The 23,500-nt window shown below is 42.0% G+C and carries 20 protein-coding genes and 1 other RNA gene; 14 read left to right on the top strand and 7 right to left on the bottom strand.

The window, feature by feature from the left end; genetic code table 11:
• The first annotated feature begins 260 nt into the window (after positions 1–260).
• The 3 genes from AC0T5Z_RS09270 (at position 261) to AC0T5Z_RS09260 (ending at position 2,934) form a co-directional block, all read left to right on the top strand.
• Positions 261–1,262, top strand: coding sequence for a putative oxygenase MesX (locus AC0T5Z_RS09270; protein ID WP_435337115.1), 1,002 nt, complete (start codon positions 261–263; stop codon positions 1,260–1,262).
• A 26-nt stretch (positions 1,263–1,288) separates the two neighbouring features.
• Positions 1,289–2,317, top strand: a complete 1,029-nt coding sequence (locus tag AC0T5Z_RS09265; RefSeq protein ID WP_435337114.1) for a methionine synthase — start codon at positions 1,289–1,291, stop codon at positions 2,315–2,317.
• Positions 2,318–2,439: 122 nt separating this feature from the next.
• Positions 2,440–2,934, top strand: a complete 495-nt coding sequence (locus AC0T5Z_RS09260) for a flavin reductase (protein ID WP_435337128.1) — start codon at positions 2,440–2,442, stop codon at positions 2,932–2,934.
• 241 nt (positions 2,935–3,175) lie between these two features.
• Here the strand turns inward: AC0T5Z_RS09260 and ssrS are convergent.
• From ssrS to AC0T5Z_RS09245, 3 genes are all read right to left on the bottom strand, one after another.
• Positions 3,176–3,358: non-coding RNA, 6S RNA (gene ssrS / locus AC0T5Z_RS09255), on the bottom strand.
• A 109-nt stretch (positions 3,359–3,467) separates the two neighbouring features.
• Positions 3,468–3,752, bottom strand: a complete 285-nt coding sequence (locus AC0T5Z_RS09250) for a cell division protein ZapA (protein ID WP_435337113.1) — start codon at positions 3,750–3,752, stop codon at positions 3,468–3,470.
• A 1-nt stretch (position 3,753) separates the two neighbouring features.
• Complete coding sequence (locus tag AC0T5Z_RS09245) at positions 3,754–4,305, bottom strand: hypothetical protein (protein WP_435337112.1); 552 nt, start codon at positions 4,303–4,305, stop codon at positions 3,754–3,756.
• A 64-nt stretch (positions 4,306–4,369) separates the two neighbouring features.
• Here AC0T5Z_RS09245 and AC0T5Z_RS09240 point away from each other — a divergent pair, with 64 nt between their 5' ends.
• The 6 genes from AC0T5Z_RS09240 to AC0T5Z_RS09215 all read left to right on the top strand — a co-directional run bounded on the left by AC0T5Z_RS09240 (position 4,370) and on the right by AC0T5Z_RS09215 (position 10,812).
• The gene (locus AC0T5Z_RS09240) at positions 4,370–5,008 is read left to right on the top strand and encodes a UPF0149 family protein (RefSeq protein ID WP_435337111.1); all 639 of its coding nucleotides are present in this window, start codon (positions 4,370–4,372) and stop codon (positions 5,006–5,008) included.
• A 96-nt stretch (positions 5,009–5,104) separates the two neighbouring features.
• Entirely contained in the window at positions 5,105–6,436 is a 1,332-nt protein-coding gene (pepP, locus tag AC0T5Z_RS09235; protein ID WP_435337110.1) for a Xaa-Pro aminopeptidase, read from the top strand.
• A 42-nt stretch (positions 6,437–6,478) separates the two neighbouring features.
• Positions 6,479–7,690, top strand: coding sequence for a 2-octaprenyl-6-methoxyphenyl hydroxylase (ubiH, locus tag AC0T5Z_RS09230; protein ID WP_435337109.1), 1,212 nt, complete (start codon positions 6,479–6,481; stop codon positions 7,688–7,690).
• Positions 7,687–8,937 carry an FAD-dependent monooxygenase gene (locus AC0T5Z_RS09225; protein WP_435337108.1) on the top strand — a complete coding sequence of 417 codons (1,251 nt, stop codon included), beginning with the start codon at positions 7,687–7,689 and terminating at the stop codon, positions 8,935–8,937. The genes ubiH and AC0T5Z_RS09225 overlap by 4 nt, the downstream gene beginning before the upstream one ends.
• Positions 8,938–9,112: 175 nt before the next feature.
• Complete coding sequence (locus tag AC0T5Z_RS09220; protein ID WP_435337107.1) at positions 9,113–9,361, top strand: hypothetical protein; 249 nt, start codon at positions 9,113–9,115, stop codon at positions 9,359–9,361.
• 242 nt (positions 9,362–9,603) lie between these two features.
• Complete coding sequence (locus tag AC0T5Z_RS09215) at positions 9,604–10,812, top strand: IS256 family transposase (protein WP_435337127.1); 1,209 nt, start codon at positions 9,604–9,606, stop codon at positions 10,810–10,812.
• 72 nt (positions 10,813–10,884) lie between these two features.
• On the opposite strand, the gene rsmI is transcribed toward AC0T5Z_RS09215, so the two are convergent.
• Positions 10,885–11,727 (bottom strand): 16S rRNA (cytidine(1402)-2'-O)-methyltransferase, encoded by an 843-nt coding sequence (rsmI, locus tag AC0T5Z_RS09210; RefSeq protein ID WP_435337106.1) that lies wholly within the window; start codon positions 11,725–11,727, stop codon positions 10,885–10,887.
• A 204-nt stretch (positions 11,728–11,931) separates the two neighbouring features.
• Here rsmI and AC0T5Z_RS09205 point away from each other — a divergent pair, with 204 nt between their 5' ends.
• The 3 genes from AC0T5Z_RS09205 (at position 11,932) to AC0T5Z_RS09195 (ending at position 14,025) form a co-directional block, all read left to right on the top strand.
• Positions 11,932–12,360 (top strand): YraN family protein, encoded by a 429-nt coding sequence (locus tag AC0T5Z_RS09205; RefSeq protein ID WP_435337105.1) that lies wholly within the window; start codon positions 11,932–11,934, stop codon positions 12,358–12,360.
• A 110-nt stretch (positions 12,361–12,470) separates the two neighbouring features.
• Positions 12,471–13,148 (top strand): BON domain-containing protein, encoded by a 678-nt coding sequence (locus AC0T5Z_RS09200; RefSeq protein WP_435337104.1) that lies wholly within the window; start codon positions 12,471–12,473, stop codon positions 13,146–13,148.
• Positions 13,138–14,025: an alpha/beta hydrolase gene (locus tag AC0T5Z_RS09195; RefSeq protein ID WP_435337103.1), complete on the top strand. Its 888-nt coding sequence runs from the start codon at positions 13,138–13,140 to the stop codon at positions 14,023–14,025. Before AC0T5Z_RS09200 ends, AC0T5Z_RS09195 begins: the two co-directional genes overlap by 11 nt.
• 93 nt (positions 14,026–14,118) lie before the next feature.
• On the opposite strand, the gene nudC is transcribed toward AC0T5Z_RS09195, so the two are convergent.
• The 3 genes from nudC to dnaQ all read right to left on the bottom strand — a co-directional run bounded on the left by nudC (position 14,119) and on the right by dnaQ (position 18,103).
• Complete coding sequence (gene nudC, locus AC0T5Z_RS09190) at positions 14,119–14,892, bottom strand: NAD(+) diphosphatase (RefSeq protein ID WP_435337102.1); 774 nt, start codon at positions 14,890–14,892, stop codon at positions 14,119–14,121.
• Entirely contained in the window at positions 14,892–16,535 is a 1,644-nt protein-coding gene (locus tag AC0T5Z_RS09185) for a chemotaxis protein (protein WP_435337101.1), read from the bottom strand. Before AC0T5Z_RS09185 ends, nudC begins: the two co-directional genes overlap by 1 nt.
• 128 nt (positions 16,536–16,663) lie before the next feature.
• The gene (gene dnaQ, locus AC0T5Z_RS09180; protein ID WP_435337100.1) at positions 16,664–18,103 is read right to left on the bottom strand and encodes a DNA polymerase III subunit epsilon; all 1,440 of its coding nucleotides are present in this window, start codon (positions 18,101–18,103) and stop codon (positions 16,664–16,666) included.
• Between the two features lie 212 nt (positions 18,104–18,315).
• Between dnaQ and AC0T5Z_RS09175 the strand changes: the two genes are divergently transcribed.
• Positions 18,316–21,585, top strand: a complete 3,270-nt coding sequence (locus AC0T5Z_RS09175) for a lytic transglycosylase (protein WP_435337099.1) — start codon at positions 18,316–18,318, stop codon at positions 21,583–21,585.
• A gap of 65 nt (positions 21,586–21,650) precedes the next feature.
• Entirely contained in the window at positions 21,651–23,498 is a 1,848-nt protein-coding gene (locus AC0T5Z_RS09170; RefSeq protein ID WP_435337098.1) for an extracellular solute-binding protein, read from the top strand.
• The last annotated feature ends 2 nt before the right edge of the window (positions 23,499–23,500 follow it).

Genomic DNA, 23,500 nt, shown 5'->3' with positions numbered 1-23,500 from the left:
ACTAAAATCTACTCCTCAATATTTTTCAGAATAAAAATATATTTTTATTTAAATCATTGTTATTAAGATATTTATTTAAATTTTAAAATTTTGCTTATCGCAGAAGAATCATTATTTTAGAAATATTGCTGCATTTTTTTATAAAGGTGAATGAAATTCACTTTAGGTTGAGGTTAAATCATTTTTATTCACTTTGTCGTTCTAGTATAAATATCCTCATTCAGAAATTTTAACTTTTTAAATTTGGGTAGTAGATCATCATGACTAAGCCATTCACTTGTTCAATTAAGCGTATTCGTTTTGACGAAAACTATGAACCTGCTAACAGCACGCGTTTAACCACCAATTTTGCAAATTTAGCGCGAGGTGAAAGTCGTCAGGAAAATTTACGCAGAACCTTAGCGATGATCAATAATCGTTTTAACTCGCTGGCGTCTTGCGATAACCCTAAAGGTGATCGTTATTCGCTTGAAATTGACATCATTTCTGCAGAAATTGATATTGAAGGAAATGGCAAAACTTTCCCATTCATTGAAATGCTAAAAAGCACGATCATAGATCATCAAACAAATGAACGCATTGAAGGCATGATTGGCAACAGCTTTTCTTCTTATGTTCGTGATTATGACTTTAGTGTGGTATTGCCAGCATTGGGCTGCAAAGTCAATGAAAAGCCTGAAAGTTTTGGCGATTTGCACGGTAAGCTTTATCAGCATTTGGTCTGTTCGGCAGTGTTTCAAGCCGAGTTCCAAAAACAACCTGTGATTTGCCTGAGCGTATCCACTTCAAAAACTTATTATCGTACGACCAATGTGCATCCTGTCTTAGGTACAGAATATAAAAATGATGAATATTCACGTACCGATGACTACTTTGAAAAAATGGGTCTAACCGTGCGTTACTTTAAACCGGAAAATAGCAATGCACCGCTTGCGTTCTATTTTTCTGGTGATTTACTGCGTGATTACACAGATTTTGAGCTGATCAGTGCTATCAGTACCATGGAAAGTTTCCAGAAAATTTATCGTCCTGAAATTTATAACACCAACTCACCTGCAGGCGAGGTCTATCAGCCAAGTTTGAATTATCAGGATTATTCATTGACCCAAGTTGTGTATGACCGAGTTGAGCGTGCTCAGTTGGCAGTCAAGCAGGGCAAATGGACTGAAGAAAACTTTATCAAGCCTTATCAAGACATTCTTGAACAATGGGCTGCCAAATTTGTGCCGGCTTATGCTGCCAAACAAGAACGTGTTGCTTAACTTAAAATACAGATAGAAGATTCAAAATGACTATTTTATTACCGACCTCAACGGCTGGCAGTTTACCTAAACCTTCGTGGCTGGCAGAACCTGAAAAGCTTTGGTCAGCTTGGAAATTAACAGGGCAAGAATTACTGGACGCAAAACAAGATGCGCTAAGTCTATCACTGCATGAACAACTGCAAGCAGGGATTGATATTGTGAGTGATGGGGAGCAAACCCGCCAGCATTTTGTTACCACTTTCATTGAACACCTTGAAGGTGTCGATTTTGAAAAACGTGAAACAGTTAAAATTCGTGATCGTTATGATGCTAGTGTCCCTTCGGTAGTGGGTGCAGTTTCTCGGCAAAAACCAGTATTTGTCGAAGATGCCAAATTCTTGCGCTCACTGACAGATCAACCTATTAAATGGGCGCTGCCTGGCCCTATGACCATGATTGATACTTTATACGATGCACACTACAAGAGCCGTGAAAAATTAGCATGGGAGTTTGCCAAAATCCTGAATCGGGAAGCACGTGAACTTGAAGCTGCAGGAGTAGACATTATTCAATTTGATGAACCTGCGTTTAACGTGTTTTTTGATGAGGTGAATGACTGGGGCGTGGCAACATTAGAGCGTGCTTTAGAAGGTTTGAAATGTGAAACGGCCGTGCATATTTGCTATGGCTATGGCATTAAAGCCAATACTGATTGGAAAAAAACACTCGGCTCAGAATGGCGTCAATACGAGGCTGTTTTCCCAAAATTACAGCAGTCAAATTTAGATATTATCTCACTGGAATGTCACAACTCACGTGTTCCGATGGATTTGCTTGAGCTTATCCGCGGTAAAAAGGTGATGGTGGGTGCGATTGATGTTGCAACAAATACCATTGAAACAGCCGATGAAGTCGCAAATACATTGCGCAAAGCATTGCAGTTTGTCGATGCTGATAAGCTTTATCCTTCGACCAACTGCGGTATGGCGCCGTTGAGTCGTCAGGTTGCGCGGGGCAAGTTACAGGCTTTGGCCGCTGGTACGAACATCATTCGCCAAGAATTATCTAGTTAAGCGTTTGACCTGGCGAAGTTAATTCAAGCCAAGTGAATTCAAGTTAAGTGAATCATGGATGCTTTTTCATGCAAAAAGCATCCTTTGGACTTTCTATAAAAGTTGAGTGTTGGAATACGGTGATGGTTAAAGCGACAGACTTTAAAAATGCAATGTCTTTCTTATCAAGTGCGGTCAATGTAGTGACGACAATCGGAGATGCAGGACGTCATGGTTTTACTGCATCTGCGGTGTGTAGCGTGACAGATACACCGCCGACCTTGTTGGTGTGCATGAACAAATCATCGCGTTCTCATCTCAGTTTTTTAGAAAATAAAGTGCTGTGTGTGAATGTGCTGAATGCAGAACAAGAACACCTTGCAAATGCGTTTGCCTCATCAAAATTGAGCTCCGATGAGCGTTTTAAACTGGCGGAATGGGCTGCTTTAGAAACGGGTGCTCCTATATTAAAAAATGCATTAGTGAGCTTTGATTGTGAAATTTCGCAAATTCAAGAAGTCGGAACGCATACTATTTTTATTTGCCCAATTGTTGCCATACAAAAAAATCAGAAAGATCAGGCATTGATTTATTTTAATCGCAACTATCATCATGTGGGTGAGATTGAATGTGTTTAGAAGTGATGAAATTGATACTGATTCAAACTACTTAGCAAGCTTTAATGTCGAGATCAGTAGTTTTAAATTTATTCTGACAAAAGAAAACTTTTCATTTTATTTCTCTAATATTTTCATTTTAGATAGCTACTAGGCTGTTGATGATAAGGCTTAGGATGGATGAGCTATCCAAAAGCTGAGAAAGTGAAAATGTCGAAAGTGAGGTTTTATAAAATATTGTATTTATGGCATTAAATAACTAATTAGCTCCGAAGATGCCGCTGCATGTCGTTACCCTGAACCCGAAAAAGTTCAAGGCGGACGCGACGCATACTTGCTGGGTTTCCCATACGAGATGGGCATACGCTCTAAATATGCAGAACACAATCCTAAGATTTAAGTATCGGCAGGGATATAGACTCGCTGGCGAACATCTCAGAGTTAGAATTAGTATAACCTATCTCAGTTGCTTGGCAACTCATGTTCACGAATTAACTATAAAGACTAGGCTCATTTGTATAGCCTTTATGCAAACTTTAATAAAAAAACAACATTTAAGTGAGGGCTTCGACTTCTTGCAAAATAGTGCTGAGTAAACGCTCACAATGCGCATAGTGCTGCAAAGATTTATTCATAGAAAGAACCTCTTGCATTAACTCTAAAGCCACCACAATAATCAGTTTGCTAGGTTCCATATTGGGCGCTTTACGACGAAACTCATCATAGCGTTCATTCAATAATTGTGCTGCACGTTCTAAGTCTTCTTTTTTCTCTTCAGTTGTGGCTAAACGGAAACTATGCCCTAAAACACGTAAATCAATTGGAATTTGAACTGACATATTAGCCTTCCTCATTCACTTCAGCAGGGTGGGCAAGTTGTTGAATTTCTTGCGCATGATGATCTTGAGCTGTACCTAAAATTGCAAGACGCTGAATAATGGCTTCCACTTTGGCTTTGGCATGCTCATTTTTTTGTAACAATCTTTCACGTTCTTGTTTGAGTGTCTGAATTTCTTGCTGATTCATACGCTGATCATTCAGCATTTTTTCTTTCAAAATGCGTAATTCATTGCGCTCAGCCAAAATTTCCTGAAAGCGATTTTTCAAATCAGTACAGCTTTTTTCCAAACGACTGTAACGATCTGCCAGTGCTGTCGCATCTTGGTTTAACTGCTGTAATTGCGCTTGAGTGCTGCTTAATTGCTCAGTCAGATTCTCAATTTCATCTTGCTTGGCAGTAATAATGCCGTTTCTTTGCACAATTTGAGCATGATGCTGTTCCTCAGCAGTTTGCTTGGCTGTGCTGAGGGCCTTATTTTCACTTTCATAATGATCAATTCGTGTTTTTAAAACACCAATATGCGCTTGTAGACGCTGTAATTCTTCTAACATATCGTGGTCGCACAGTATTGCAAACAAAGGTAATATATACGAAGTATAAAGATTGGATAAACGAATGCAAGACGATATTTCAGGTTGGTCAGAATGGTTTCGCAATTTTTCTGGCATTGAAGAAATTTCAAGCCCAAGTGAGTTACACGGCTTGCTCACAGGTATAGTTTGTGTGACAAATGCACCAAGCGAAACCGAATGGCAGCAGATTTTACAAACCTTAAATGTGCCCGATTTAGAGCCAACAGCCCTGGCACTTTTAACCGATGAATCTGAAGATGTGGCACATGCCTTGTCTGAAGATGAACTGGATTATTTGCCGCTGTTGCCAGATGACGAACATCTTTTACAAGAGCGTGTACAAGCTTTAGCCGACTGGTGTGCGGGTGTTGTACTCGGTTTCGGTCTGGCTTCTGGGCATATCCGTTCAGATGAAATTGAACTGATTGAGCATTTACAAGATGTGGCTGCGGTTGAATTTGAAGATTCAGACAATGATGAAGAAGGCGAAGAAAGTTATCAGGAATTGTATGAATTTGTACGTTTAATTCCTGTGAGTTTGTCTGTGGGCCGTAAAAAAGTAGCTGTGGAAGAAAGTTCTTTATTGCAAAACGTACACGCTAAATCACGTGTACAGACTGCACAAACAGGGAAAAATCCATCTTCAGTGGTAGAAATGTTTACACCACACCGTCCGAGCTAATCGGACGTTGTGGCTTGGGTTGCGAAAGTGTAAGTTAATTGAACGCATCATAATCATTTTAATTTCATCAACATATTTTCAATGAAAGAACTCAATATGAAAAAACTGACTCAAGTCGAATTTAAAGAACGTCGTGATCAATTTGCAGAGCGTATGGGCCCCAACAGTGTTGCTATTATTGCAACCAGTCCTGTTGCAATACGTAATCGTGATGCAGACTATAAATATCGTGCCGACAGCAGTTTTTTCTATCTGACAGGTTTTGCAGAACCTGAAGCAGTTGCGGTAATTGAAACTTATGAATCGATTGATGAAGGCTACACTTACACCTTGTTCTGCCGTGAACGTAACCGTGAAATGGAAATCTGGAATGGTTATCGCGCAGGACTAGAAGGTGCAATTGAGCAGTATGAGGCAGATGAGTCTTTTGCAATTGAGCAGTTAGATGCTGAAATCATTGCGAAAATTGTTAACAAAGACACGCTATATTACCGCTTGGGTCATCAAGCTGAATTTGATGTACGTGTAGCTGCATGGAACCAACAAGCCGATGCACAGCATCGTCAAGGCAATACTGCACCCGCCAAAATTGTGCAATTAGATCGTTTGCTGGATGAAATGCGTTTGCATAAAACCGAGTCTGAACTGGAGTTGATGCAAATTGCTTCAGACATTAGTGCTGAGGCACATACCCGTGCTATGCATACTGTCAAAGCAGGCATGATGGAATATGAATTAGAAGCTGAACTGAATTATATTTTTGGTAAAAATGGTTGTGTTCCTGCCTATAACAGCATTGTCGGTGGTGGTGAAAATGCCTGCATTTTGCATTATGTCGAAAATGACAAGGTGCTTAAAGATGGCGATTTAGTCCTGATTGATGCGGCCTGTGAATATCAGTGTTATGCCTCAGATATTACCCGTACTTTTCCCGTGAATGGTCAATTCAGTGCAGAACAAAAAGCACTGTATAACATTGTTTTGGATGCGCAAATTGCAGCCATTGATGCTGTGCAAATTGGTAACTCCTACAAAGAGCCACATCATGTTGCGGTGCGTATTTTGGTGCAAGGTTTGCTTGATCTAGGCATTATGCAGGGCGATTTAGAAGAAATTATTGCTTCAGAAAGTTATCGTCAGTTTTATATGCACGGTACAGGGCATTGGTTGGGCATGGATGTGCATGATGTCGGCAGCTATAAACACGGTGAAGACTGGCGTGTTTTTGAAGAAGGTATGGTGGTGACCGTTGAGCCAGGTCTATACATTGCACCCGATGATGAAACGGTAGATGCTAAATGGCGTGGTATTGGTATCCGTATTGAAGACGATGTGGTGGCAACACAAAATGGACGTCGTGTTTTGACTGCAAATGTAGTAAAAACAGTAGCAGAGATTGAAGCGCTCATGGCTCAAGCCAAAGCCTAAATTCAGTATGATTCAGTGAAATTGAGCAGATTGGGGAACGAAATGCAGCAACAAGAAGTGATCATTGTAGGCGGTGGTATGGTCGGGCTAAGCTTAGCCTTGATGTTGGCTAAGTCAAACATTGCAGTGAAGTTGCTAGAAGCGATTCAATATCCCAATTATGACGATGCTAACCTTGCACCGTATCATTCCAGTTTCGATGCCCGTAACAGCGCATTGTCACGTCGCAGTGTACAAATTTACCAAGAACTGGGTTTATGGGATGCCTTGCAGCAACATGCCACACCTATTTTAGAAGTTCAAATTACCGAACAAGGCAGTTTTGGCAAGGCACGTTTATTGGCCGAACAAGAAAAAGTTGAAAGCTTTGGTCAGGTGATTGAGAACGCATGGCTCGGTCGGGTGTTGCTGACTGAAGTGCGTAAACAGCCGCTTATTGAGTTAATTGATGGTGTGCAGGTAACGGCACTGAAGCAAGACACAGAATTTGCATATATCGAGGCGGTGCGTGGTCAGGAGCAACTCCAACTTTCTGCAAAACTACTAATTGCTGCTGATGGTCGTGATTCTTTCTGCCGTAAAGCCTTGGGGATTGGTGCATCGGAACATGATTATGACCAAGTGGCGATTGTGACCACAGTACAAACCTCCAAGCCACATGCAAATGTGGGCTTTGAGCGTTTTAGTCATTTAGGGCCTTTGGCGTTACTACCACTGCCAGGCGAATATCGCCGTTCCGTGGTGTGGCCTGTGCCAAAAGGTACAGAACATGAATGGATGGGCGATGAAAATGATCAACATTTTTTAAATGCTTTGCAACAAGCCTATGGTGATCGTGCAGGGAAATTTGAAAAAACAGGACGTCGTTTTAGTTTTCCATTGGCACAAGTTTTGGCTGAAAAACAGGCGGTTGGCCGCGTTGTACTGATGGGTAATGCAGCCCATACCATTCACCCAGTGGCAGGGCAAGGGTTTAACCTGTGTATGCGAGATGCTTATGTTTTATTGCGTTATCTCACCGAACAGGCAGCAAAATCTGCAGATTTAGGCGACCCAACTGTACTACGTGACTATGAACAATCTCGCTTAAAGGATCAGCAACGCGTTATTAAATTCTGCGACAGTGTTGTACGTGGCTTTAGCAATCAAAATCCAATCCTAAAATTCATGCGTAATACGGGCTTAGTCGCATTTGATACCATTCCAGGCATTAAGCCTTTGGTCGCCAACTATGCCATGGGGTTAAAAGCATGATCACAGCAAATCAACAAACTCAAGTGTTAGATGTCATCATTATTGGTGGCGGCTTGGTGGGAGGCTTAACTGCGCTCTTATTGGCACAAGGGGGTGTGCAGGCTACAGTTTTAGATGCCGCACCTATTTTAGATACAGAGAAAACCCTTGCAGTTGCCAATCCACGTGTATTGGCTTTAAGTCAGGCCACCATCCACTTGTTAAAAACAGTCGATGTCTGGTCTAAACTGGCGCGACACATGCCGTATAGCGGCATGCAGGTTTGGAACAAAAATGGCTATGGCGAAATTAACTTTGGGGCAAGTGCTGAACGTACGCCAGCTATTGAGCAGGCTCTGGGTTCAATGGTCGAGCCAAGCATTTTAAATCTAGCGATTCAGCAGCAAATGTTGCAACAAGTGCAAGATTATCGAACGCAAGTCAAAGTGACCCGTTTAGAGCGTGGTGTTGGCGTTTGGCACATTTATTTGGCCGATGGTACACAATTACAGACTAAGCTAGTCATTGGCGCAGATGGTGCTAACTCCTTTGTACGCGAACAAGCCTTTATTGATTTTGATGTGTTGGATTATCGTCAGGCAGGTCTAACCTGTGCAATTCGTACTGCGCAGCCGCATCAGCATGTTGCACGTCAAATTTTCTTAGAAACTGGTCCTTTGGCCTATTTACCGATGGCAAGTTTACACGCCGAGCAGGAAGGGCATTGGCAGTCGATTGTTTGGACTTTGCCTGATGACTATGCCGAAGAATATGCCAAACTGAATGATGACGACTTTACCCAACTTTTGACTCGTGAAAGTCATCACATGCTTGGGGAAGTCTTAGAGGCAACCCCACGTGCTATTTTCCCACTGAAAGCACGTGCAGCGCAGCGCTATGTGCAAGATGGTCTGGCACTGATTGGTGATGCCGCGCATGTGATTCATCCGCTCGCAGGACAGGGGGTGAATATTGGTTGTCTGGATTCAGCCGTACTATGTGATGTATTGTTGCATGATTTCAAACGTGGCGTTTGGGCGCATGAGCAGACCTTAAAGCGTTATGAGCATCACCGTAAAGGACAAAATGATGCCATGATGCATAGCATGTCTGCGATAGGCTGGATGGAAACCAGCACTTTATTCCCGGTGGTGTGGGCACGTAACTTTGGTTTGAAACAGGTAGAGCAACAGCCTGCGTTAAAGGATGCCTTTATGGCACAAGCCAATGGATTAAGCATACTTAAAGACACACGCTACGCGGTTTAAAGCAAAACAGTTGTTTTTTGTACGGTCATACATACCTGATGATCAATTTAATTAAAAAAGATACGTTTTTTTTAATCTAGACTCTATGCGAAAGGCCAAGAGATTGCTAAATTTCATCGTAATTCATAACCAGTGTCACTTGGACTAAATTGAAATCATTTGTGGAGAGATTAAGATGACAGACATGAACGATTACGATGATGCAGAAGATTCAACTGTAGACGAAGATGAAGCGAAAGCTGCCGAAAAAGGCGCTGTAGATTCAGAAGAAGGTGCTGTAGATGGTGATCTTGCAGAAGCAGAAACTCTCACTGTAACTGCCAAACTGAAACAGCGTCAGGCATTGGAAGATGAAGTGGCTGCGTTCTTGGCACGTGGCGGAAAAATTACCGAAGTACCACCAGATGAGTCTGCACGCGACTAATCTCTTGAACTTGCTGCTCGCGAAACGCGTTGATTGAATTTGTTCGTTGAACTGTTGAGTGGGGTTGGGCGGAGTGCTGACTATGCAGGCTGCTCTAATGTTTATAACTTCAACATAAAAAAAGCATCACCTTGCATAAAGTGTGATGCTTTTTTTATGAGCGATGATTGGAGACTGTAAATTAAATTGTGTAATTGCCTGAATTTGCTATGTTCATATTCACTACGGAGTCAGGCAACATGATGAACGAACAAAAACTAAAAGACCTTGCAGCAGAATTTGCTAAAGGAATCAAAACAGAAGACGATCTCAATCAATTCACCCGATTGTTGACTAAACTCACTGTTGAAACGGCTCTCAATGCCGAACTTACCGAACACCTCGGACATGAAAAGAATGCTCGTAAGAACGGTTCAAATGCCCGTAATGGTTATTCCAGTAAGACAGTGCTTAGCGATGATGGGGAGATTGAGATCACCACACCACGAGACCGTGATGGTACTTTCGAACCTCAGTTGATTAAGAAAAATCAGACCCGTATCACGCAAATGGATAGCCAGATTTTATCCCTTTATGCCAAAGGCATGACCACCCGTGAAATCGTTGCTACCTTCAAGGAAATGTACGATGCTGATGTATCGCCAACGCTGATTTCCAAGGTGACTGATGCCGTCAATGAGCAGGTTGCTGAATGGCAAAACCGTCCGCTGGATGCAATCTATCCCATCGTTTATATGGACTGTATTGTGGTTAAAGTCCGTCATAATGGCAGTGTCATCAACAAGGCTGTATTCCTTGCCTTAGGCATTAATCTTGATGGACAGAAAGAACTGCTCGGCATGTGGATGGCTGAGAATGAAGGTGCCAAGTTCTGGCTAAATGTTCTGACTGAGCTGAAAAACCGAGGGCTGCAGGATATTCTGATCGCCTGTGTAGATGGACTAAAAGGCTTTCCTGATGCCATTAACAGCGTATACCCGCAAACCCACATCCAGCTGTGCATTATCCATATGCTGCGCAACAGCTTGAAATATGTGTCATGGAAAGATTACAAGGCGGTCACTCAGGATTTAAAAGCCGTTTATCAATCACCCACTGAAGAGGCAGCCTTGATGGCCCTGGATCAATTTGCCCAAACATGGGATGACAAGTACCCACAGATCAGCAAAAGCTGGCGTACGCACTGGGAGAATCTGAATACCTTCTTTGCTTATCCAGCCGAGATACGCAAAGCCATCTATACCACTAATGCGATCGAGTCATTAAACAGCGTAATACGCCAGGCAATCAAAAAGCGGAAAGTCTTTCCAACGGATGATTCTGTACGTAAAGTGATTTACTTGGCCATTGATGCAGCGTCTAAAAAGTGGAATATGCCTATTCGCGACTGGCGTTTAGCTATGAGTCGCTTTATTATTGAATTCGGTGACCGCTTAAGCAATCACCTTTAAATTTATGAAAAGCAATTACACAAAATTATTTACAGGCTCGATGATTGTCATCACTCTTATTGCTCAATCGGTTTATTGAGCTGCTTGGCTTAATTCTAATGCACGTTGATAGGCAATTTTCTTTTTAATCCCTGTTAAGTCAGCCGCCAATTGTGATGCTGCTTTAACCGATAAATCTTGCAATAAACGCTGTAATAACTGATCTAATTTTGCTTGTTCGATGTCTTTTTCTTCGCTCGCTCCAGCCACCACCAATACAATTTCTCCTTTTTGTTGATGATGATCTGCTGCGATAAATTCAACCAATTCGCCCAAAGTCATCTTTTTAATGGTTTCAAAAGTTTTGGTAATTTCACGGGCAAAGCCAACTGGACGGTCTGCACCAAACACGGCAGCCATATCTTTGACCGAATCTAAAATTCGATGCGGTGCTTCATAAAAAATCAAGGTTTGGGTTTCATCTTTCAGCTTTTCAAGTTGTTGTAATCGCTGTGACTGTTTAGAAGCAAGAAATCCCTGAAAACTAAAGCGATCACTGGGTAAACCCACTGCACTTAGCGCTGCAATCGCTGCACATGCACCTGGTACTGGAATCACACGAATACCATTGGCTTGTGCGGCACGAACCAATTTAAAACCAGGGTCGCTAATCAGTGGTGTACCTGCATCGCTAATGAGCGCCATGTCTTCGCCATTGAGTAATTTTTGGATTAAAATATCAATCTTGTTGCTTTCGTTGTGTTCATGGCAGGCTGTAAGCGGAGTTGAAATATTAAAATGTTTCATTAATTGTGCAGAGGTGCGGGTATCTTCAGCAGCAATTAGGCTGACCGATTTAAGCACATCAATTGCACGGTAGCTCATATCATCTAAGTGACCAATTGGGGTAGCAACAACAAATAACTGGGCACTCATTGAGTTTTCTCCGTGGGGCATAGCAAACTAAAATAAAAAAATGATCGAACACGAAACAACAGCAGTCTTGGCTTGCGTCTGATGCAAGTTACAGACCAAGCATTTATTCTACCTGAATTGCAGTCTGACGTGTGAAACTCGCGTCATTGCAATTCAGCGAATACTATGATGGGCACAATAACAAAATAAAAAATCGGATATAGCATGAATCAAAAAATACTCCAGCAAAGCATCGGCACATGGGCAGAGCAGACGGCTTGGCAATATTTACAACAACATGGTTGGCATATGCTGGAGCAGAATTATCACAGTGTTTTTGGTGAAATAGATGGTATTTTTATTCAAGCTGAACAATTGATTTTTGTAGAAGTCAAAGCACGTTCTCAAACCCGTTATGGCAAAGCCTATGAAGTGGTGTCTGCATCTAAGCAGCGTAAAATTATGAAAACCGCCATGCAGTTTTTAACAGAATATCCACACTATTCAGAATATTATTGTCGTTTTGATGTGATTTGCTTTGATTTTTATCGGCAATTTGCAAAAACAGTACAGCACGACTTTTCCAAATTCCCGTATGATTTGCAATGGATTGAAAATGCTTTTACTTTTGATGCAGACTTGATTAATCTTTAAGTGAAATTTAAAGCAAAAGCATCAGTCGGTGTATTGTTGATCGTGCAAATCTAAGGATGAAATGCACAGCACAAGCTAGAATTGAAAGAAAATAATAGGAGTCTTGCTGAGTGTTCAAGCGTATTGCAGTGACCTTGCTGTGTGTAGCAAGTTTATCGGGTTGTGCAAGTTTTATTTCAAGTGGCACAGGCACAGCGCCAGTGGGTACAGAAAGTGGTGCACGCTCACTTGGGCAAGTGTTTATAGATAACTCTATTGAACGTACTGCAAAAATTAATTTATATAAACTGGATTCACGTTTTAAACAATCACGTGTCAATATAGAAAGTTTTCATGGCAATGTGTTGTTGACAGGGCAAGTGCCTGACGCGCATTTAAAACAGTTGGCAGAAGACAATGTGCGTGCCATGAGTGATGTAAAAACCATCCACAATTATATTACAGTGGGTAATCAAATTAGTTATAGTACTATTATGCAGGACACCACGGTCACTGCAAATACACGCGGCTTAATTATGAAAGCGCCTGTAGTGTCAGACAGCAAAGTGCGTATACATACCGAAGATGGTGTGCTGTATGTAATGGGACGTTTAAATAATGCAGAATTGCAGGATTTAAACCAAGTGCTACAACAAGTGGGTAATGTCACTAAAATTATTACCTTAATTGATAATATTGAGTTGCAACCAAGCAACAACTCGAACTTTGTAAGTCCAATGGTTGCTCCAGAAACACAAACGCCTGTCGCGATTGACCCAGATCAGGTTGAACCGACGCATGTTCAATAATGTGGAACACTGGTTCAAACAACTGAATAAAACTTTAGAACAGGCGAAACGTATTTATGAAGAATTTCGCCTGTATAGTTTGGGCAGCTATGCGCTGAACCGTTTAACGCCACGTCAGGGTTATACCGTTCAAAGCAATATTGCTTATGGTTTACGCGCACGGCATCGTTTGGATTTGTACCGCACCACAACAGCACGTTCGCAGCGTCCACTCATGGTTTTTGTACATGGTGGGGCATGGTCACGTGGCGATAAGCAGGATTATCGTTTTGTGGGCGAAGCATTTGCCAAAGAAGGATTTGATGTTGCGGTGATGAACTATCAGCTCGCGCCACAGCATATATTTCCAACCTATATTGATGATTTAACCCTTGCACTGAATTACTTGACTCAGCAGCAACATAAACTGGGTATTTCCACGGCACAGCTGGTGTTGATGGGACATTCTGCAGGGGCGTTTAATGTCATGTCCTTGTTGTACCATCCACAGCCTTATGCTTTAAGTTGTAAAGATCACATCCGCGCTATTATTGGCTTAGCTGGGCCTTATCATTTTGATTATAAAGATGATCCGCTATGTGCCGATGCCTTTGATCAAGAGGTGCCATATCAGGCTGTGATGCCGTATTATTTTGTGAAGCCGAATTCAGTCAAACACTATTTATTGGTGGCAGAAAAAGATCAAATTGTAGGGGCATATAATGCCACAGACTTCGATCACGTGTTAAAGAAATATGGCAATCACAGTGAAATTATTGTCATTCCAAAAACAGGGCATGTTAGTGTTATGGCATCGGTGTCGAGTCTGTTTAGCCGTTTCTTTGCGACCAAACGCCAAATAATGCGTGCTTTAGATCAGGCGCTTAACGATGCATGATGTGGATTGATCTTCTGATGGAAATAATCATTAAAAACCGTTGCAGCTTAAGGCTTGCAACGGTTTTTTTGTATGCAAGATTGCGAATTGGACTTACAGCCACGCTTTTGTGTCGTCTGCCACAGGCGTGCCTTGAGTTACATGCATAATCATGGCATGGGCGATACTGCCTTTAAATGGAATATCAGGCAGTTGATCAAATTTAAAGAACTGCGCATCATGAATTTCTTCTTCCTGTAACTGAATTTCACCGCCTGCGTATTCAGCTTTAAAGGCGATCATTAAGTTACTTGGAAAAGGCCACGGCTGGCTGGCAAGATACTGAATATTTTTAAGCTGGACACCAACTTCTTCAAAAGTCTCACGACGTACAGCTTCTTCAAGTGTTTCACCCACTTCCACAAAGCCTGCAATTAAACCGTAAATTGGCAATTTATTGCGTGCATTACGTGCCAATAAAACTTCATCTTCACCACGGGTAATCACGGTAATGACACATGGATTTACGCGCGGATATTGGTGATAGCCACAAGCAGGGCAGACCATGGCGTATTGAGTCGCATGAACTTCGGTTTTATGACCGCAATGGCTGCAGAATTTATGATTACGACGCCATTCGAGTAACTGAATAGCACGGCTGGCTTGTTCAAACTGCTGAGTGTTCCAGACTTGTAGAAGTTGTCGGATTGGAACCAGTTGAAAGCCTTCAGGTATAGATTCATCTTCAAGCAGATCTCGGGCAATCACTTGATCACCCGAGCTAAAACTTAAATCACTTGCCAACTTTTCCACACGTGGTAATTGGAAGTTTTCATCGACCAAAAGTTGTTGTTGCTGAAAAATATATGCAAGGGAGAGTTCAGTCATTAGGCTACAGTTTTCAATTTTTCACTACTGTCCAATGCTACCTTAAACATGCTATGTAGAACAGGCTGTTTGTTCTTTAAATTGTCAATCAGCATGTCTGCGCTCGCAAGTGTATCCAAGATGTGATTGACTTGCTCTAGCGTTAAGTTCTGACCTGCTTCGACTTGCGCATGCACAAAATCTGCAGATACTTTGAGTGCTTGTTGACCGCTTTCGGCATTTAAGAACTGCATAGCCCCTGCAACTTCACGAATTTGCGCAGAAGTATGCTCTAAATCTGCAACGCTTTGATTTTGTAAGTGCTGTGTTAGTGTTTGCGTGATGAGGTCAATCAGTAACTTGGTTTCAGTGAGCAAGGCTTCGTGTGCTTCATCTAAACGATCTAGCGAAATGTTCATGTTGTTCACACGTAACTGTAACCGGCTAGAAGTGTGATGACGCTCTAACACACCAATAGAGTTCATCGCCGATAAAATCACGTTCATTAATTGCTGAGCAAAGTTTTCATCTTTGAGCAATTCCAGGCGACTTAAAGATTCTGACTGACGTTGCAGATCAATATGTGCTTCATTTAAATTTAGGACTTTAAATAAATTGGCTAACTGGTTTAATTTGCTTTGCAATTCATGCGTTTTTTCAGGACTCATGTTTTGATAGTTGTATTCGATGTCATTGCGAATCTGTGACATTTCTGTGGTCACTAAATCGCTAATGGTGTGCATGGTGTCAAAGTCAGGACCATACAAATGACGGCTAAATACTTGTAACTGTGTATCGGTGAGTAGGTCTTCACCCAAATTGATTTGACTGCGAATATGTTGAGAAACTTCATCTTCCTGACTAATGCACAAGCTCAAAACATTGGCAAGGTCAGTGAGGTTTGCTTTAAAGCTTTCTGGCGCAGCAAAGTATTGACGCATATTGTGCTCAATACTAATAAAAGTACGCAAACGTGGCTCATTCAACAACAAGTTATCAATATGGTTAAAGGCAACGTGTACTAAGCCCCAATATTGCTGACTCGGATGTTGTTCTGCCAAACCTGCCAAATACGTTCCTACCAGTTTAATCGCTTGAAGATCCATGGCAGATTCTTCTTGCTTGAGCAGCTTATGTAATGACAGTTTATATAAGCGATGCACATAAGCCGACTTTTCTAAAGAAGGCACTTGCGGCAATTGGAAACTTGGAGTGATGCAGTCCAATAAAGTTTCAATATGCTGACCTTCCTGAGTCAATGGTTTACCCAATGCCAATTCTAAACGGTTTAAAGTGTCGAGTAGGAATTGTGGAATTTTAACTTCACGTAGGCAAATAAACTCAATATAACGCTTGAGCATGGTGGTGCCTTCGCTAAGTGCAATGACTTCAAGCGTGTTGATATTGCCTGGGTTCCCCATAATTTTACGCATGAGCTCTGCTGAGTATTGCGCAATTTTTGCCAAGCATTCCATATCAATTAAGGCTAAAACCTGAGCACACTGTTCAAATTGATTCAGTGCATCGTCAATCCCAAAAGGCAAAGTTTGATCTTCAGCTAAGGAACTTACTGCGGATTCAACCAGTTTGATAGAATTATCAACCTCATTTTTTATTATCAGTAAGGCAGTTGGATCAAAATGTATAGAGGTTTGGTAAGACATGGATCTGCACCTTTCCTAGTGTTTTATCTGTTTGTTGGTTCTTTGCAAAATACACAAAGTCCTATTTGCTTTAACTATAACTGAACTGGCAAATCTTTAAATACATAAAATTACAAAACTCGTAGTTTTTATTTGGCAAAAAAGCAAGGTTTACCATGTTTCTCTTCAAATTGTTTGATCCAATTCTCATGTGCAGCCAATTCTTCTTCAGACGGTAGAATCACTGCAAGATTAATATCAATATTTAAACGATCACTTTGACGTTGCTGTGCTTCACTTGCAGACAGGGCATCCATATCAAAGGCGACTTGTCCACCCGTCATTGCCAAGTAAACATCGGCTAGAATTTCAGCATCCAGTAATGCGCCGTGGAAGGTACGGTCACGTGCAGGAATTTCATAGCGTCTGACTAAAGCATCTAAGGAGTTTTTTTGCCCAGGGTGTTTGCTTTTTGCCATCAACAATGAGTCCGTTACGGTACACACGTCTGATAAATTGCCCAAACCTGCACGACTGAACTCCATATCCAAGAAGTTCATATCGAAGGTGGCGTTGTGCGCGATAATTTCTGCACCTTTGAGATATTGATACAGTACATCAGCAATTTCGGCAAACTTGGGTTTGTCTTTTAAGAAGTCATCTGAAATGCCGTGAATGTTTTCCGATTCACCGACCAATTTTTCAGGCTGAATATAAATGTGGATGGAGCTGCCCGTGAGTTTACGGTTAATCATTTCCAACGCACCGACTTCAATAATTCGGTCACCATCTTGATAGTAAAAACCTGTGGTTTCAGTATCCAGAATCAGTTGGCGCGGGCCGTGTAGCTGCATTGTGGCAGGGGTAATCACAATATGAGGATGCGATTGAGCTGTGTTCACTGCTTCAACACCAGTTGATGAATTGTTTTTTTCCGCTTCAGCTTCGTCAGTGATAGTTGATTCAGTTGTCTGATGAGTTTCCTGAAACGTATTTTGCATATTCTCTGTTTCAACCTCGGCATCATCGCTCACTAAATCAAAACCAAAGGGGTCATCTAACAACCAGTCAGATTCCGTTTTTTTTTTATCATGTTCTGTGGTGTCTGCTGCCGATGTGACTAAGGTTGCATTGAGCCTTAGGTTTGAGTCTGCGGTTTTTAACATTTCGCTGACTTGATCTGCACCCACATTGGCAAGTTGATCTGCCATTTCATTGCCAGCATGTCCTGCATGACCTTTAATCCAGTTCCATTCAATTTCACGACCTTGACAGACCGCATCTAATTTTTGCCAAAGATCAGGATTTTTGACATCTTTCCAGTTTTTCTTTTTCCAGCCGTGAATCCACTCAGTAATGCCTTGTTTGACGTAATTGGAGTCAGTCCAAATAATTAGCTTGGCATCCGTTGGGCAAAATAAAATGCCTTCAATCGCTGCAGTCAACTCCATACGATTATTGGTGGTTTGAGCTTCGCCACCATATAATTTATGTTCTGCTTGTTCAGTAACAATATACGCACCCCAGCCACCCAAGCCAGGATTACCACGACAAGCACCATCAACATATAATGTGATTGTTTGAGACATAAATCAGATCCGCAGGTTGTGCAAAATAAATCGGAATGAAAAGCTATTGTATATCGCAAATTCGGTTTAGACGTGTAAATCCTGTCTATTTTTTAATTTCTTGTAACATTTATAGACGAAACGCGCTAAATTAATGCCTTGTGTCGTTGTCTAGCTCTACTACAATGGCAAGTCTAAAAAATAATTTATATACGAGTTGTTTGGATTTTTTTATGTATAAACCAACCACGCGCATGTGGCAGCTGACTTTACCTTCATTTTTAAAAATTACAGTTTTAGGTTCAGCATTGGCTGCCCTTGGCTTGATGACGGGTTGTAGTTCGACTCAAGGTGCGAGCAAGCCACTCACTTCAAGTCAGGTTGGGTCGGGTTATTTAGATGCCAGTACTTTAGATGGTCTGGAAGATTTACTTTCTGCAACCGATATGCGTGCGGTAGAAGGTGACCGTTTATTAATTTTAAAACACGGTGATGTCTGGAAGCGTATGACCGTTGGTTTCAAAATGGATTTAAATCATTGGAACCCACGTATTGAAGCGCAGCGTGGCTGGTTTATTTCACGTCAGCCGTATTTGGATCGTTTAAGTGCGCGTGCTTCACGTTATTTGTATCACACGGTTAAAGAAGCTGAACGTCGTGGCATGCCAACTGAATTAGCGTTGTTACCTGTAATAGAAAGTTCCTATGACCCTGCAGCAACCAGTAGTGCCGCAGCTGCAGGTTTATGGCAGTTTATTCCAAGTACGGGGCGTATTTACGGCTTAAAACAAACGTCATTGTACGACGGTCGCCGTGATGTCGTGGAATCGACCCGTGCTGCCTATGAGTTTCTGGGCAGTTTGTATAATCAGTTTGGTTCTTGGGAATTGGCATTGGCGGCTTATAACGCAGGTCCAGGTCGTATTCAACAAGCCATTAACCGCAATAAAGCTGCAGGTTTACCAACCGATTATTGGTCTTTAAAACTGCCGCAAGAAACCATGAACTATGTGCCGCGTTTCTTGGCGGTGGCACAAATTATTAAAAGTCCGCATGCTTATAATGTGTCTTTGCCCCCAATTGCCAACCGTCCGCACTTCCGTGAAATTAATGTAGGTGCAGTGAATTTAAATGATGTGGCGAATATTACAGGATTAAGCCGAGCAGAACTCTATTCTCTTAACCCAGGGCATCGTGGTGACTGGATTGACACCCAAAGTCCAATGCGTATTTTAATTCCTGCAGATTTAAGCCCAACGGTAGATGCACGATTGAAAAAACTACATGGTGGTAGCGGTTTATTGGCAAGCAATAGCAGCAATACACCATCCTTTTCATCCTCTGGTGTGACCATTACACCATCTAAATCTTCACCACCAGCATTAACGACCAATACTACAACCCGAACAACTACAAGCAAACCTGCAGAATCTACGGCAGTTACGACCACCCTTAAACCAAGCACAGCATCGACCACAGCCAGTGTTTCAAAACCAGCAACGACTGTGCCTGTACGTTTGTCACGTACCCCACAAGGTTCAAACGCTTTGGCTGCATTTGCTGCGGGTAGTGATATTCCAAGTGCGCCACGTATTCCTGTTGCTGTTACACCTGCGGCCAATATTCAGCCTGTGCGGATTGAACCACCAATTTCCAATACTGAGCGCGAGCAAATTTTGGCAGCCGTGCAGGCAGAAGGTAGCAATAAAACTGTAGAAGAAGTGTTGCAGCCTGTGGCTTCTAAGGCTGAGCAAGAACAACTAGTGGCCGAGTTGAAACAAATTGCGCCGCAAGGCACTGAAATTGTTGATCCATACGATGGCAAAATTAAGCTGACCGCTATTCAGACCAGTCAGTCTGTTGCAGAGCAGCAAGGTAAAGAATTAACCAAGGGTTTTGCTTACCCGAAAAGTGTGGCAGAAAACACGCGCCTAGATTCAGAAGAAGCAAAGCGTAACCAAGGTAAGAACTATGTACGTACAGAATCTGAAGTGGTGGTCGTTCCACCAAAAGGTAAACGTAGCACGTACACTGTGTTAGCGGGGGACACCTTGGCCAGTATCGCTATGAAAAATGGTTTGAATTGGCGTGATATTGCCAAGTGGAACCAAATCGCCCCAGATGCAACTTTGTATGTGGGCACCAGTATTTATTTATATGATGCTAAGCCACAAGTACAGGCAGAACCTGCCAAGCCAAAAACTATGCCTGAGCAATACGTGGTGCAAGCCAATGACACCTTAACAGGTGTCGCCAGTCAGTTTGGTTTAACTGTAAAACAATTGGCAGACTTGAATAACTTAAGCAGCACCAGTGGCTTATTTGTAGGGCAACGATTAAGTTTAAAAGAAACAGCTGCATCTAAAGCCAAAGCAGAAGCCGACAAAAAAACTGCAGAACAGGCTGCAAAAATTACAACTAAAACTTACGTGGTGAAGCGCGGCGAATACTTAAAGTTAATTGCAGATCGTTATGCCTTGTCGAATCAGGAATTGGCCGATTTAACTCCAGGTTTAAATGCGAACAGTAGTTTATTGGTTGGGCAGCGCATTCATGTACCTGTGCATGAGGTAACTGCACCAAAAGTGGAAGCGAGCAAAGCTGAAGTGAATCAGTCAGATGTAAAAACAGCAGAGCCAAAATATTCGACTGAAAATTATCAAGTACAGCGAGGCGATACTTTATCGAGCATTGCCAACCAAGCCAAAATTTCGTTGGCTGAATTGGCCAGTTTAAACAATTTGACCACTCAAAGTGGGGTACGCATTGGGCAAACCCTTAAAGTACCTGCAGGTGTTAATGTGCCTGAGCGTTATACGGTACAACGTGGCGATACCTTATCGGCGATTTCGACAAAATATAATCTCAGCCAAGACTATATTGCAGACTTAAACAATCTAAGCCGTAACAGTGGTTTAAGAGCAGGGCAAAGTTTGAAACTTACGGGTGATGTTCCTGAGAAAAAAGTCCAAGTTGAAGCGGTGGCTGAAACCACCAATGACATTCACGTAGTCAAAGCAGGGGAAACTTTAAGCAGTATCGCCCGCCAATATAAATTGCAATTGAATTATTTGGCAGAGCTGAATGACCTTTCACGTACTGCAAATGTACGCATTGGGCAACGTTTAAAAGTCGATGCCAGTGCTGCAAAGAATGAATTAAAAACAGAGGTCACAAGTTTAGCGAAAAGCAGCAGTAGCAAAGCTACTGAAGCCTATACCGTTAAAAGTGGCGAGTCGTTAAATTCGATTGCTAACCGTGTAGGTGTGTCGGTTGCAGAATTAGCGAGTTTAAATAAATTAACCCCACGTTCAGGTTTGCGCGTTGGACAAAGCATACAAATTCCTAAAACCGTGACTGATTATAAAGTGAAACGTGGGGATACGCTGATTGGCTTAGCCAGTCGTTATGGCATCGACACTAAAGCATTGGCAGATTTAAATGATATGCAGCCAAATACTCAATTACGTATTGGCGATATGATTAAAGTCCCGAATCTGTAAAGTTTAATCCTGAGGATGCGGCGTTTGACTGCATCCTCAGGAATACTGCACAAGGAGCTGTGTGCATGTCATTTGCCAAAAAAAAGACACATCAATATCTTGGCTATATTTTAGGTTGTGTGGTCTTGCCACAGTGTGGATGGGCTGCATTACAAACCACGCCATATATTGCTGTACATAGCCAGCCTCAGTATGTAGGGCGTTCGGCTATGCCTTATGCCAACCCGCAAGCACCTAAAGGTGGCGATTTAATTCGTGCCAGTAATGGCACTTTTGATAATTTAAATGGTATGAATGGCAAGGGCAGCTCCACCGATGGGGTAGATTTTTTATTTGATTCACTCATGAGCAGTTCTTTAGATGAGCCAGGGGTGATGTATCCCTTATTGGCAGAAAAAGTCAGCTATGATCCGAAGCAAACTGCATTCGTCATTTTTCATTTAAATCCTAAAGCCAAATTTAGTGATGGCAGCCCGCTCACAGCAGATGATGTCAAATTCAGTTTTGATGCTTTTCAGACCAAGTCCAATCCGGGTTTACAAATGTATTTATCCGATTTAGATAAAACCACGGTCTTGTCTAAGCATCAGGTCAAAGTGAGTTTTAAATCCAATAACAATGCCGAAATGCCACTGATTTTGTCGCAAATGCCAATCTATTCTAAAAATGACTGGCAAAAGCGTGATTTTACCCGCATTACCCTAGAACCGATTTTAGGTTCAGGGCCGTATCTTATTGAGCGGATTGATGCAGGGCGCAGCATTACTTATAAGCGTAATCCAAATTATTGGGGCAAAGATTTACCTGTAAATAAAGGGCGCTATAATTTTGATCGCCTGAAGTATGTTTATTACCGTAATCTAGATATTGCCTTTGAAGGGTTTAAGTCAGGGCAATACACGCTGCATGAAGAATATACGGCACGAAAATGGGTTACGGAATATCGTTTTCCTGCTGTGAATGCGGGCATGGTGGTCAAGCATAAATTTCAGCACCAAAATCCAATTCCGACCCAAAGTTTTGTTTTTAATACCCGCAGACATGCGTTTCAGGATATTCGCTTTAGGCAGGCTTTAACCTACGCTTATGATTTTGAATGGCAAAACAAAGCTCTGTTTTATGGGCAATATCGCCGTTTGCAAAGTTATTTTTCCAATAGCGAGTTAGAAGCAATAGGCACTCCTTCAGCCGCAGAATTGGCTGTTTTAAAACCCTTTTTGGCCAAGCTGCATCCTATTCAACGTCAAGGCGTATTGCAAAATTGGCAGTATCCTGTGACCGATGCCAGTGGCTTTAACCGAAGCGGTTTGCTTAAAGCACGTGAATTGCTTTTGAAAGCGGGTTATCGTTTTCAGCAAGGTAAATTGATAGATGCCAAAGGCAAAGCCATTCAAATTGAATTTTTAATCCATCAGGATGGTTTGCAACGCACATTAATGCCTTTTGTGCGCAATATGAAACGTCTGGGTGTTAGGGTAAATATTCGGCATGTAGATGTGCCGCAATATATTGAACGCATGCGTCGTGCCGATTTTGATATGACCACCAGTGTCATGCCGCAATCTTTAAGCCCGGGCAATGAACAGGCACAGCTTTGGAGTAGTGCTGCCGCAGATCAACCAGGAAACTACAATTACGCAGGCATTAAAAACCCAGTGATTGATGAAGTGGTACAACAGTTGATACGTGCACCTAATCGTGAACAATTGATTGTGCGTACCAAAGTTTTGGATCGTTTATTGCGCGCAGGGTATTATCAAATTCCAACCTATGGCAAAGGTGAAAACTGGTATGCCTATTGGAATATGTATCGTCAGCCCGCCACCAAACCTAAATTATCGGCAGGAATTGATTATTGGTGGAGCGATGCCGCACAAGCCAAGAAAGTTGCACATTATTTACGTCAACAATAACG

The sequence above is a fragment of the Acinetobacter pengchengensis genome (assembly GCF_982235305.1).
Note: the sequence above shows the minus strand (reverse complement) of the source record. Positions and strands in the feature narration are given on the sequence as shown.

What these genes read in the sequence shown, in the direction of transcription:
- AC0T5Z_RS09220 (WP_435337107.1), top strand. Translation starts at nt 9,113, where the DNA reads ATGACAGACATGAACGATTACGATGATGCAGAAGATTCAACTGTAGAC.
- AC0T5Z_RS09215 (WP_435337127.1), top strand. Translation starts at nt 9,604, where the DNA reads ATGAACGAACAAAAACTAAAAGACCTTGCAGCAGAATTTGCTAAAGGA.
- AC0T5Z_RS09205 (WP_435337105.1), top strand. Translation starts at nt 11,932, where the DNA reads ATGAATCAAAAAATACTCCAGCAAAGCATCGGCACATGGGCAGAGCAG.
- nudC (WP_435337102.1), bottom strand. Translation starts at nt 14,892, where the DNA reads ATGACTGAACTCTCCCTTGCATATATTTTTCAGCAACAACAACTTTTG.
- AC0T5Z_RS09175 (WP_435337099.1), top strand. Translation starts at nt 18,316, where the DNA reads ATGTATAAACCAACCACGCGCATGTGGCAGCTGACTTTACCTTCATTT.
- AC0T5Z_RS09195 (WP_435337103.1), top strand. Translation starts at nt 13,138, where the DNA reads ATGTTCAATAATGTGGAACACTGGTTCAAACAACTGAATAAAACTTTA.
- rsmI (WP_435337106.1), bottom strand. Translation starts at nt 11,727, where the DNA reads ATGAGTGCCCAGTTATTTGTTGTTGCTACCCCAATTGGTCACTTAGAT.
- AC0T5Z_RS09245 (WP_435337112.1), bottom strand. Translation starts at nt 4,305, where the DNA reads ATGTTAGAAGAATTACAGCGTCTACAAGCGCATATTGGTGTTTTAAAA.
- AC0T5Z_RS09185 (WP_435337101.1), bottom strand. Translation starts at nt 16,535, where the DNA reads ATGTCTTACCAAACCTCTATACATTTTGATCCAACTGCCTTACTGATA.
- AC0T5Z_RS09170 (WP_435337098.1), top strand. Translation starts at nt 21,651, where the DNA reads ATGTCATTTGCCAAAAAAAAGACACATCAATATCTTGGCTATATTTTA.
- pepP (WP_435337110.1), top strand. Translation starts at nt 5,105, where the DNA reads ATGAAAAAACTGACTCAAGTCGAATTTAAAGAACGTCGTGATCAATTT.
- AC0T5Z_RS09250 (WP_435337113.1), bottom strand. Translation starts at nt 3,752, where the DNA reads ATGTCAGTTCAAATTCCAATTGATTTACGTGTTTTAGGGCATAGTTTC.
- AC0T5Z_RS09240 (WP_435337111.1), top strand. Translation starts at nt 4,370, where the DNA reads ATGCAAGACGATATTTCAGGTTGGTCAGAATGGTTTCGCAATTTTTCT.
- AC0T5Z_RS09225 (WP_435337108.1), top strand. Translation starts at nt 7,687, where the DNA reads ATGATCACAGCAAATCAACAAACTCAAGTGTTAGATGTCATCATTATT.
- ubiH (WP_435337109.1), top strand. Translation starts at nt 6,479, where the DNA reads ATGCAGCAACAAGAAGTGATCATTGTAGGCGGTGGTATGGTCGGGCTA.
- AC0T5Z_RS09265 (WP_435337114.1), top strand. Translation starts at nt 1,289, where the DNA reads ATGACTATTTTATTACCGACCTCAACGGCTGGCAGTTTACCTAAACCT.
- AC0T5Z_RS09260 (WP_435337128.1), top strand. Translation starts at nt 2,440, where the DNA reads ATGGTTAAAGCGACAGACTTTAAAAATGCAATGTCTTTCTTATCAAGT.
- dnaQ (WP_435337100.1), bottom strand. Translation starts at nt 18,103, where the DNA reads ATGTCTCAAACAATCACATTATATGTTGATGGTGCTTGTCGTGGTAAT.
- AC0T5Z_RS09270 (WP_435337115.1), top strand. Translation starts at nt 261, where the DNA reads ATGACTAAGCCATTCACTTGTTCAATTAAGCGTATTCGTTTTGACGAA.